The organism is Azotosporobacter soli, from assembly GCF_030542965.1.
Classification (GTDB): domain Bacteria; phylum Bacillota; class Negativicutes; order SG130; family SG130; genus Azotosporobacter; species Azotosporobacter soli.
The window spans coordinates 1-11,351 of the sequence record NZ_JAUAOA010000037.1; the positions used below are offsets into that span (position 1 = coordinate 1).

Consider the following 11,351-nt stretch of genomic DNA (forward strand, 5'->3'; position numbering starts at 1 on the left):
CTCCACTCCCGCTAATGATATGATAAAATCATTAGCGGGAGTGATTTTATGTACGAGAAAAAAGATCGAAGTCAACAAAGCCAAATTGAATTCTTCTGCTTAGAAGATTTAGTACCGAAAGATCATATATTACGAGACATTGAACGAGCCATCGATTTTCGCTTCATCTACGACGAAGTCGACGGTTTATATAGCGACTCCGAACGAGGCAAACCAGGAATTGATCCGGTGAGTCTGTTTAAGATCGTACTGATTCAATACCTGTTCGGCATTCGTAGCATGCGTCAAACCATGAAAGAAATTGAAGTAAATATGGCTTACCGCTGGTTTATCGGATACGGCCTTACCGAAAAAGTCCCGCACTTTTCAACCTTCGGCAAGAATTATACCCGGCGTTTTCAAGGAAGCGATGTGTTTGAGCGGATCTTTATGCGCATCCTGTACGAAGCAGTAAACTGCGGTTTCATTGATGCAAGTTCCGTATTCATTGACGGAACCCATATCAAAGCACGAGCCAACAAAAAGAAAAGCGCAAAAGTGTTTGTGCCGATTCCGGCCAAGCAATATCAAGATGAACTGAATGCGGAAATTCAAGCCGATCGCGAAAACCATGGCAAGAAACGGTTAAAAGATAAAGACGACGATGAAAATCCGCCGCAAGGTAAAACCATCACGCAAAGTACGACGGATCCGGAAAGCGGCTTGTTTCATAAAGGCGAGCATGAAAAATGCTTTGCCTACGTAACCAACACGGCTTGTGACCGGCATAACTTCATATTAGGATACGAAGTCGCAGCGGGCAATGTTAATGACAGTCGATTGTTTGATGAACTGTATGAACGAGTCGTCAGTTATTTCCCTGAAACCGAAACCGTTGCCGTCGATGCGGGCTACAAAACGCCCTGGATTATGAAACAAATTATCGACAGTGGCCGAATTCCTGTCGTTCCCTACAAGCGTCCTATGACAAAAGAAGGGTTCTTCAAGAAATATGAATACGTATATGATGAATATTATGAATGCATGATTTGCCCTGGCAACCAGGCGCTTGGCTACAGTACGACGAATCGTGAAGGATATCAAGAATATAAAAGCGATGCAAAACAATGCAAAGTGTGTCCGCATTTAGAGCAATGCACGCAGAGCAAAGCGCATCAAAAGCAAGTCCAAAGGCATGTATGGGAATCCTATCTGGAACTTGCTGATGAGTATCGGCACATGCCGATATATCGCGATATTTACAAATTGCGCTCGCAAACAATTGAGCGTGTCTTTGCAGATGCAAAAGAAAAGCATGCAATGCGCTATACGCAACTGCGTGGCCTGCAGAAAGTGAAAATGCAGGTGACGCTTACTTTTGCATGCATGAATCTGAAAAAACTGGCGACCTGGAAGAAACGCAGGGGTATATTACCGCCTGTTTTTCAACGTTTTTTCGAAAAACTGCGTTTTTGCAGTGAAAATTGGATAACTGAAATTGAAAAATGCACCTTACGCTTTGCGTAAAGTGCATTTTGTCGACGGTCTGAGCAGTCTGCATAGGCAGGCTGCTTATTTTTTATTTCGCGTTGCCGGGCTTCGGTTCTGCGGCGGGAATATTGAGCTTAACGGGTGGGAAAGCTTTGAAGCCGTCGCGAAAGACTTCGGTCATCGTTTCGTCTTCATCCAGCAGATAGATACGGCCGGGCTGCCCGTTGTTGTCATAATCAATGCCGCTCCACCAAATCGCCAATTTAATATTCGGATATTGGCGGATCTGGCGGAACATGTTGCGCGTCCAGGCGGCCTTATCGCCGCCGACCGAACTGGCGGCAAATTCGGTCAGCATGAACGGTTTATCGAAGACTTGGCTGTACTCGGCATATAAGGGGCGGTAAATATCGTCAAAATCGCGCCACGTTTCACCGGGAAAGTAGGTGCCGGTATTGTAGCCGGTCATGCCGACGACGTCGACATATTCATCACCCGGATAGTAGACGAGTGCATGGTTCCATTTGAAGTCGGGTCTTGATACGTCGTGCGGATTCCAGACCCAGATCAGGTTATCGACGCCAGCCTGGCGGAAACGGTCGTGCAGATAGCGCCAAAGGGCGATGTACATAGCCGCATCCTTATTGGTGAAATAGGCGGAGTACCAACACCAGTCGCCGTTCATCTCATTGTTGAGACGGAAGAGGATCGGATGGTTGAATTCTTTCAGGCTTTGCGCATATTCATCGAGATAAGCGTCGTACTTGCCGTCGAGAATATCATAAATCGTGCTGGCGTTGTCTTTACGGTAATTGGCCGCCGACATTGCCACCGCGTTGCCGGGGCGGATCGACTGGAAGGTAAGCTCGACAACTTTGCCCGCAGCATAGGCCTGTTGCAAACCGCGCAGCGGGAGTCTCTCTTCCAGCGTGTGGTAACGGATGATGAAATTAAGCGGATAGTTAAGCTTTTCTTCGATCGCAGTCAGATAGGACATCGTTTCCGGCGCCGAGGGTTCAAACATGCCCCAGCTTAAAAGCGCTTTGGCGGAGAAAACGGATTGAAAGAGTGCGGCCGTTTCTTTGTTCATTGCGGAGCGCGCCGGCAGCAGCGGTTTGCTGTAGACCGCGCGTCCTGTCTGCGCAGCGAGGCGGAAACTGCTGAAGATCTCGCGCGCGTTTGTAATCGGCTGACTGGATTTGATGAAAACCGTATAGACTTCTTTCGCGTTTTTCACGAATTCGGCGCTGGCATAATAACGCTTGTCGTTCTCGATATGCGCCAGTGGCCGACGCTGCCACTCCAGGATATGTGCGCGCAAGCCGTTGATCGTGCGTGAGTCTTCCGCCAAAACCGTATGATCATTCGTGTTCAGCGTGAAACGATTTCCATAGGAAATATAATCGCGGCTGTTGTTTTCCGTACCGGAAAAATTGTCATAGTAGATCTCGATGCGCGTCGTATCATTAAAAAAGACGTTGCGCACCGGCGAAAGAGTGAAGTCTTCCTGTAAAGAGGACGGAATCAAAAGGCTGTAGCCGGCCGGGTGATCGGTAAAACGACCATACCACTCGTTTTGCGGCGTCAGTTCTTTAAGATCCTGCTCGGAGGCGGCGCTGTCGATGCTTTCGACAGGTGAGCCGTTAAGCCAGTAAGCGGCATTTGCCGAAGCGGTTGGCAGGAAAAAAAGGCAGGCGGCAAGAAATAAGACAGATAGATGCATGCGCAAAGAATTCACCTCAGTTTCATAGTATCCGGTTTAGTTTATCATAGAGAGATTCAGTTTGCAAAAGGAGCAGATCGTGATAGATGAGCAGATCATACGACTGCCTCAGTTGACGGGGCGGTTTTCATTTTCCTTGGGGCAAGAACAGCTGCTGGTGGTAGCGGGCGGGCGGATGCCGCAAAGCGAATGGCTGACGAGCTGCAGCGTGCAGCGTCATGTCTGGTGCGCCGATCGCGGCGTAGATGCCTGCCGACTGGCCGGCATCGTTCCGGAAGTACTGCTTGGCGATCGGGACAGCGGGACGATTGCCGGCTGGCAATGGGCCTCAGAACAGGGCAGCCGTGTGGCGCTCTTTCCGCAAGATAAGGACTGGACCGATTTGCAGTTGGTTTTACAAGAGGCCGGAAAAACGTTCGATGGCGCAGCGGTCATCGTAAGCGGCGCGTTTGGCGGACGTTTCGACCATGCCTGGGCTAACGCGACCAGTCTGATCTGGAGCAGGGAATGGGGCATACGGGGCTGGATCATGGCGGATGAGCAGGAGGCGCTGGTCTTATTGCCGGGACCGGCGTCGTTTGAAATTATCGATTGGCAAGCGCCTGAAGTGATCTCGCTTTTGCCGCTTGCCGGGCCTTGCAACGGTGTGCAAATGAAGGGGGGACATTGGAGTCTTCCATCCGAGCTGCTCGAACCGACGCGTCCGGCAACGCTTTGCAACCGGCCGGAAAAAGACGAGAAACCGGCCTTTCAGGTAGAAAGCGGTTGGCTGGGCATCTATTTTTCCTGGGATGCTTGTCAAGTTGTGCGGAGTATAATATGATTAGGACAAACTAAATACGCGTATTGCTAGGGGTGCCCGCCAGGGCTGAGAGATGAGACGTTGCCTCATTAACCCTTACACCTGATCTGGATAATGCCAGCGAAGGGAAGCCTGCCGTTTTTGCCAGGACTCTTTTCGGGTCGTGGTTTTTTTTATTGATAAAAGGGGGAGAAAATATGATTGACGCGGCAACCTTAACGAAAAATCTGACGGAATTGACGGCTCATCCCACATCGCTGCTTACGCTTGCGGGGCTTATATTATTGATTTTAGCAAGTCTTCGCATGCGAAAAGTCCCTTTAACGCCGCGTGTGATGGCCAATATCGGCATGATGCTCGCGCTGGCGACGGTCTTGAAAGTGTTCCGGCTCTACCATCTGCCGCAGGGAGGCAGCATCACGCTGGGCAGTATGGCGCCTATTTTGCTCTTAGCGCTCTTTTATGGACCGGAAGTCGGCTTTTTAGCCGGTTTTCTCTACGGCATCATTACGCTGGTCTTGGACCCGTATGTGCTTCATCCGCTGCAGGTGCTGTTTGACTATCCGCTGCCCTTTATTGCGCTTGGCTTAATCGGCTATTTCAAGGAACATGTAATGATGGGGACGGTAGTGGCTATGTTCGGACGTTTTATCTGCCACTTTATTTCCGGCGTCGTCTTTTTTGGCAGTTATGCGCCACCTGGCATGTCGCCCTACTGGTATTCATTGATGGTAAATGGCACGTTTATCGGTGTGGAAGGCGTTATCTGCCTAGTTGTAATGGCGGCGCTGCCATTAAAGCGCTTGTACGGCATCTTTGACAGAGAAAGGCGTTCCTATTCCTTGCCGCAGTAATTTTATAAAACGCAAAGAAGAGAGCCTGCAATCATTGCGGGCTCTCTTCTTCTTTGACGGCAATAAAAAGCCGTCTGCCGAGACTTTCACTGCAGCAGACGGCCTTATGCGAAAAGAATTTAGTCTTTAGCTTTAACGTTCCAGACCAAAGCGGCCAGGATAAAGGATACGACCGCTGCGCCGACCCAGAAATCGGCAGCCAGTGCAAAGTCATAGACTTTTTTGCCATTGACGATGGTCATGTGCGAATTGATCAAATAACCGCTGACGACTTCTTGCGCCGCTGCGCCGCCATAGCTCAAGAGGCCGATCATGCCCATTGCCGCGCCGGTAGCGCGTTTCGGACAAATGTCAACGGCCATCAGACCGCCCAGGTAGCAAACCAATGCGCCCATCGTGAAGCCGTAGAGGACCATGCTGCCCATGTCGATCATCGGATGCGCCGGAGCCCAGACGAACAAAGCAATCGACAAAGCGTAAAGAACGCCGTAAATCAAAGCAGGCATGTTGCGTTTGTGGTTAAAGAATTTGTCGGAGACGAGACCGCAAGTCAGTGCGCCGAAGATGCCGGCGAACTGCATTACACCCAAGACGCCGCTGGCGCCGAGCGTAGAATAGCCTTTGGCTTCGGTCAGATAGATGATGCCCCAGCTTTCAATCGCATAACGGGAAATGTAGCAGCATAAGCTGGAAAGACCAAGAATCCAGACCGCAGGACGCTTAACGACTTCCCATTGCAGCGCGCCGACGGATTTTTCCTTTTCAACGATCGGAGCATGATCGTTTTTGAATTCTGCGACATTCGGCAGACCATAGGTTTCCGGACGGTCATACATGAAGAAATAGATCAGCAGCGAACCGAGCATACAGAAGAGGCCCGGCATGATGAAGCCCATTTTCCAGCTGTAAGCGCCGACGATCGTTGCCGTTGCCATGTAAGTGAAGGCTGCGCCCAAGTTATGGCTCGTGAACCAGATGCCGTAAAAGGTGCCGCGTTCACGGTTGCTGAACCATTGATTCAGCGAAACGATGCAAGGACCGGCGCCGAACGATTGGAACCAGCCGTTGATGCCCCAGAGAACAACGAGCGGCAGATATTCATTGGTGAAGCCCATAATTACAGTAATAACCGAGGAAAGAAAAAGTCCCAAAGCAAAGAAACGCTTGTTGTTCATCCGGTCAGCCAGGAAGCTGTTGACGAACTTACCGATGCCGTACGTGGCAAAAAAGACCGAGCCCATGATGCCCAGTTGCTGTGCGTTCAGCACGCCAGCTGCCATCAACGGTTTTTTGATGACGGAGAAATTGAGACGCAGTACATAAAAGAGTGCATAACCTAAGGTGATGGAAGAGAAGACCGACCAACGACGTTTGTTGAATTCTTTAGCAATGGTGCCTTGATCGCCGGTCATAGCCGGTTTATCTTGACCCGTCGCAAATACTTTCCAGAAGAGTTCTAACATTATAATACCTCACTTTTCAGATGATAAATTTATAATAGTGCGAAGGATGCTTAAGGTGTAAGCATCCTTCACGCACTGTTATCATTATTCGGCCGAGTCGCCGCCTTTTTTGGTGACTTTGGTTTCGCCACTGACGATGTCAGTGCCGGTGTGATAAGGGCTGTCAGCTTTAATCACAGGATCGGCAACCTTGATGCCGCGTTGGATCAGGACTTCGCGCATCAGCCAAGGTTTGTCGCTGATCATGCCGTCTACGCCCATGTCGAGCAGCATGTTCATCTTCTTCGGATCGTTAACGGTCCAAGGCACAACCTTCATGCCGAGTTCATGCGCTTCGGCAACCAGTTCGTTGGACAGTTCTTCCCAGTAAGGAGAAACAATGTCAGCGCCGCATTCCTTTGCTGCTTTGACGAAATCACCGTTATACTTGTCAATATCAATACCTGCCATCCAAGGCGATGCGCCCGGTTGGTTCACCTGGCGATAGACGCCGTCCGGACCCCAGGAGGGCTGTTCACAGGTCAAAGCGACCAGCGTGATGTTCGGATTGATCTTTTTCATCTCTTTCAGTGTACGCCAGTCAAAAGACTGCAATGTCACGCGGTTTTCCATGCCATATTTTTTAACCACTTCGTTGACTTTTTTTACAAAGGCAACCGGATCGGCGTTGTTCTTAGCGTTCGGATCAGGGTTGACGTAGGATTTGGTTTCGATGTTAAAGATCACTTTGTCATTGCCGTATGCGTTGGCTAATTCGAACACTTCTTCCAAGGTCGGAATTTTTGTGCCCGGTACGGAAAGCTGAGTTTTGCCGTGGCCGTCATAATAACCGCCGGCTGCCGGATTCATCGTGCCGACGTCGAATTGCTTCACTTCGGCAAGCGTCATCGTACGGATGTCATACTTGTCAGCTGCGACATATTTGCCGTCGGGACCTTTGGTCAGATTCGGGCTGAGTACCGGATTATGACTGATGACCAGCTGTCCGTCCTTGGTCATCTGCATATCCATTTCCAAAGTGGTCACGCCCAGTTCCATAGCATAAGCGAAGGAAACCAGTGTGTTTTCCGGACGTGCGTCGCGTCCGCCGCGATGCGCTTCAAAATCAAACAGTTCGAAGTTGACTTTCGCTTCGGCGGCTTTCATGTCGACGACGTTGAAACCGGTCGTCAAAACCAGTGCGGCTGCACCCGCGGCCAGGGCCTTTTTCCAGTTCTTTTTCATTCCCTAACACTCTCCTTATTCTCTCGTTTGTGATTAGGATGATTACAACGTTAATTATCACACTATTCAAGAATTGGAAGTAGCGGGAAAAGCCTGATTTTAGCGTAAGAAAAAAGCCGCGAATCATTGTAAGATAAATTCTTACAATGATTCGCGGCCCCTAGTGTGAAGAAAACTAAGAGATCTGGCCTTTGCTCGGCAGCAGGCTGTATTTAAGCGCATATTCAACCAGTTCGCTCTTGCGGCTGCAATTCAACTTTTCCATCAGCCTTGTCTTATATGTGTCGACCGTTTTGACGCTGATGCAGAGGATTTCGGCAATCTGGCTCATGGAGTGACCGCGCACCAATAATTTCAAAACTTCCCGTTCGCGTGCGCTGAGCAGCGTATAGGGATCGTCGTTCAATTCGTGCGGCGAATCGGTCAGCAGGCTGTTCAGCAAAATCTGCGCATTTTGCGCGCTGAGGTAACGATGTCCCTGTGCGACAGTGCGCAGTGCGATAAAGAGTTCGGTGTCCAATGCGTTTTTCTCTACGTAGCCCATTGCGCCGGCCTGCATGGCCTCTTTGACATATTGTTCATCGGCGTACATGGTCAGGACGAGAATTTTGACCGCGAGGCCGCGGCTTTTAATTTCACGGATGCACTCCAAGCCGCCCATTTGCGGCATCGAGAGATCGAGCAATAAAATATCGGCGGTTTTGTGTTCCAACAAGCGAAGCACCTCTTCGCCGTTCGCGGCTTCGCCGACTACGCTAAAATCGGCTTCGCTGTTCAACAAAAGTTTGAGTCCGGCGCGTAGCACCGAATGGTCATCGGCTAAGAGAATTCGAAGTTTAGACATGTCCGTCACTTCCCATCGGTAAGATTACAATGATTGTAGCGCCCTGCTTGTGCGAAGAGCGAAAGACCAGGCTACCGCCGAGCAGTTCAGCGCGTTCTTGCATACCGAAGAGTCCCAAACGGTTATGTTCTAAGGCCGTTGCCAAGGCGTTGGCATGAATGCCCTGTCCATCATCCCTGATGACCATTTTTACATGTTCGAAGCTTTTCGTCAACTCAATATCGACGCGGTGCGCATTCGCGTGTTTGGCAATGTTGGTCAAACTTTCCTGCAATATCCGATAAAGCGCGAGCGCAATGTCATTGGAGACGAGCAGTTTTTCCGCAGGCGGCGCAAAGTTCACTTCTATTGAATGCTGCTGCGCAAAATTCTGCGCGTATTTTTCCAACGCGGCCACAATGCCCAGATAATCAAGCACCGGCGGACGAAGCTCCACCGCCATCTTGCGCAAACCGTCCAAGACGCTGATCGCGACATCGCGCGCGCCCATGAGCAGCTCTTTTTGTTCGGCGCTGGTCAACTTAGCGAGCAGCACCTTCATATAGGCCAATAGGGAGGCCATCGACTGGCCGGTTTCGTCATGCAATTCGCGGGAGAGACGGCGGCGTTCGTCTTCTTGGACGGTGAACAGTTTGCTCATCAAGGAAGCACGCAGCGCTTCTTTGGCGCGCAATTCTTCTAATAAACGATTGTTTTCCAGGTCCTTTTCGCGCAGACTGGCGGCCATCGCGTTAAAGCTCTTTGCCAAACGTCCAACCTCATCTTCGCTGCGTACATCTGCCTGCACATCGTAGTTGCCTTCTTGAATCTGGCGCGCGATCAAGGAGAGATTGTGCACTGGCTGGATGAGCACAAAGGTGATGTGCGTTGCGCCGATGCCGGCAAGAAAACAGATCAGCAGCGTCGTCAAAATAATCTCGTTGAATTTTTGCGCGAGTAAAATTTGCGTCGTTTTTTCCGACATACCGACGCGCACGAAGCCGATGTCGCCGCCTTCAATAGGAACGCTGATTTCACGGATCGGTCCTTCGTTGCTGCTAAAACGGCTGATTTGATGGCTGGAAGGAAGCTCGCTCGGCAATGTCGTATCGAGCGGCGGCGGAGGGGGAAGCAATACGGCAGGCAGACCTTGCGGCAGCGGGCCGGTAAAAGTATGCGCCAGGATGCGCCCGGCGGAATCGGTTACCAGGATGTAGCGTACTTCTTCATTGTTGGCTTTTGTCTTATTCAGGCGGTCGAAAATGGAGAAATGATCCTCGATCAAAATGTCATTGCTGCTCAGTGCTGCGATATAGCTTGCGATTTCGGTACCGCGTTTTTCCATTTGACTGTCCAAGAGGCGAGAGGTGCTTTGCAGCATGATGAAGCCGATGATCAGGCTGCAGAGCAAAAGCATGCCGATGATCAGGCCGTTGACTTTATAATAGAGGCTGAGGCGTTGCAGGCGATGCCAAAGCGTACTCATAGGATCACGCTCGAACGATCATAAATTTTCTTCAAGGGTGCGTATAGATCGGGCTGAGGCAGAACAAAGCGGTCGATAATCAGTTGTTGCATTGCCTCCGCAGTTTCCGGCGTTTGGTTCATATTAAGGAAGATTTGCTGCAGCGCTTCCTTTTGCTCTGCGGGAATTCGTTTGCTGATCGCGACCGGCCCGGTTGGCGACGGTTTCAGAGAGGAGATGATGCGGATTTTCTCCGTCAGTGAAGGATTGCGCAGTTTGGCATATTCATAAATCTGACTGTCGATGCTGGCGCCGTCAACCAACTTATTTGCAACGGCCCAAAGTGATTTATCGTGGTTATAGGTATAGAAAAAGCGCTTAAAATATTTTTCCGGTACGGTGTTTTGACGGCTCAGATAATCCTCAATCACCATATGGCCGGAAAAACTCAGCGGGTCAGTAAAAGCAAAGGTACGGCCCTGCAAGTCTTCGAGCGACTGGAATTCACTATCGCGATGAACGATAACGTCGGGCGTATAAAGAGAATTGCCGCTACGCTCCGCCATCACCAAGAGTTCGATTTCATTCATGCCGCGATAGGAAGCGTAAGCGCCGGTAGAGAGGAAGGCGATGTCCACTTCGCCATTTGACATCAGCATGTTAACTTCGGCGTACGTTTTACGCTGAATCAAGACCGTTGGGCGACCAGTTGCCTTGGCGACATGCTGTGCGATGGCCCGGTAATAACCGATTGTTTCTTTGGGCGAAATAACCGAAGCCAAAGCGATTAAGAGCGGTCGCTGCTCCAAGTGGTTGTCGCTGTCGGTCGAATCGACCGCAGCGTTTTCCTGCGCTTTGCTGAAATCAATATACGTCGACTGGCGATTGGTACAACCAGAGCTGAATAATAAAAGCAGCAAGAAAAGGAATGAGGAAACAGCCCGTAAAAAAGCAGGCACAACAAATCACTTCCTTAATATAGTAACAAAAATTTTAGTGCGAAAATAAGACTATCTTTCATTATAGCATCAGAAAGGAAGACTGAGAAAGAAAAAAGTAGCAAGAAAGCGAAGAAAAAAGAGAAAACAGATGTTGACATAAACAAAGAAAGTGTGGTAGTATATAGAAGTCGCCAAGAGCGGTGACGGTGCTCCTTGAAAACTGAACAATGTGGAAAAGAATGAAAAGCCAGATGTGCGGAGACGTCATCACTTCGGTGATGATGACTCAACAAACAATAATGTTTTTGTTATAAAGAGCTGATGAAGCTTCTTCATAATTTTATGGAGAGTTTGATCCTGGCTCAGGACGAACGCTGGCGGCGTGCCTAACACATGCAAGTCGAACGGTTTGTTGTTTAACACCGAATCTTTGCGGAGGCGTTACCGATGAGCGAAAGCGAAGAGGGAACGCGTTATCAAAGAGGATAACACTTCAGTTGAAGGTTGGGTGTTGAACAACAAATAGTGGCGAACGGGTGAGTAACGCGTAGATAACCTGCCTCTAAGATGGGGACAACAACTCGAA

Annotated in this window: 9 protein-coding genes, 1 rRNA gene and 1 riboswitch; of the genes, 4 read left to right on the forward strand and 6 right to left on the reverse strand. The window is 49.9% G+C overall.

The genetic code is table 11. The features are described 5' to 3' along the window. The first annotated feature begins 48 nt into the window (after nucleotides 1-48). Nucleotides 49-1,506, forward strand: coding sequence for an IS1182 family transposase (locus QTL79_RS17810; protein ID WP_346354798.1), 1,458 nt, complete (start codon nucleotides 49-51; stop codon nucleotides 1,504-1,506). Nucleotides 1,507-1,558: 52 nt separating this feature from the next. Here the strand turns inward: QTL79_RS17810 and QTL79_RS17815 are convergent, their stop codons facing one another. Then, on the reverse strand, nucleotides 1,559-3,193 hold the full coding sequence (locus QTL79_RS17815; RefSeq protein ID WP_346356285.1) for a glycoside hydrolase family 26 protein: 1,635 nt from the start codon (nucleotides 3,191-3,193) through the stop codon (nucleotides 1,559-1,561). A gap of 79 nt (nucleotides 3,194-3,272) precedes the next feature. Between QTL79_RS17815 and QTL79_RS17820 the strand changes: the two genes are divergently transcribed. Then, entirely contained in the window at nucleotides 3,273-4,016 is a 744-nt protein-coding gene (locus QTL79_RS17820; protein ID WP_346356286.1) for a thiamine diphosphokinase, read from the forward strand. A gap of 18 nt (nucleotides 4,017-4,034) precedes the next feature. Continuing rightward, nucleotides 4,035-4,141: riboswitch (TPP riboswitch) on the forward strand. Nucleotides 4,142-4,192: 51 nt separating this feature from the next. After that, nucleotides 4,193-4,849 carry an energy-coupled thiamine transporter ThiT gene (gene thiT / locus QTL79_RS17825; RefSeq protein ID WP_346356287.1) on the forward strand — a complete coding sequence of 219 codons (657 nt, stop codon included), beginning with the start codon at nucleotides 4,193-4,195 and terminating at the stop codon, nucleotides 4,847-4,849. A gap of 119 nt (nucleotides 4,850-4,968) precedes the next feature. Here thiT and QTL79_RS17830 read toward each other — a convergent pair whose 3' ends face one another. The 5 genes from QTL79_RS17830 to QTL79_RS17850 all read right to left on the reverse strand — a co-directional run bounded on the left by QTL79_RS17830 (nucleotide 4,969) and on the right by QTL79_RS17850 (nucleotide 10,783). Then, the gene (locus QTL79_RS17830; RefSeq protein WP_346356288.1) at nucleotides 4,969-6,312 is read right to left on the reverse strand and encodes an MFS transporter; all 1,344 of its coding nucleotides are present in this window, start codon (nucleotides 6,310-6,312) and stop codon (nucleotides 4,969-4,971) included. A gap of 84 nt (nucleotides 6,313-6,396) precedes the next feature. Then, complete coding sequence (locus tag QTL79_RS17835) at nucleotides 6,397-7,536, reverse strand: glycerophosphodiester phosphodiesterase (RefSeq protein WP_346356289.1); 1,140 nt, start codon at nucleotides 7,534-7,536, stop codon at nucleotides 6,397-6,399. 175 nt (nucleotides 7,537-7,711) lie between these two features. Further along, complete coding sequence (locus QTL79_RS17840; protein ID WP_346356290.1) at nucleotides 7,712-8,380, reverse strand: response regulator; 669 nt, start codon at nucleotides 8,378-8,380, stop codon at nucleotides 7,712-7,714. After that, nucleotides 8,373-9,845, reverse strand: a complete 1,473-nt coding sequence (locus QTL79_RS17845; RefSeq protein ID WP_346356291.1) for an ATP-binding protein — start codon at nucleotides 9,843-9,845, stop codon at nucleotides 8,373-8,375. The genes QTL79_RS17840 and QTL79_RS17845 overlap by 8 nt, the downstream gene beginning before the upstream one ends. Then, entirely contained in the window at nucleotides 9,842-10,783 is a 942-nt protein-coding gene (locus QTL79_RS17850; protein WP_346356292.1) for a substrate-binding domain-containing protein, read from the reverse strand. Before QTL79_RS17850 ends, QTL79_RS17845 begins: the two co-directional genes overlap by 4 nt. A 321-nt stretch (nucleotides 10,784-11,104) precedes the next feature. Here QTL79_RS17850 and QTL79_RS17855 point away from each other — a divergent pair. Beyond that, nucleotides 11,105-11,351: ribosomal RNA gene (locus tag QTL79_RS17855) — 16S ribosomal RNA — on the forward strand; the annotation flags it as partial.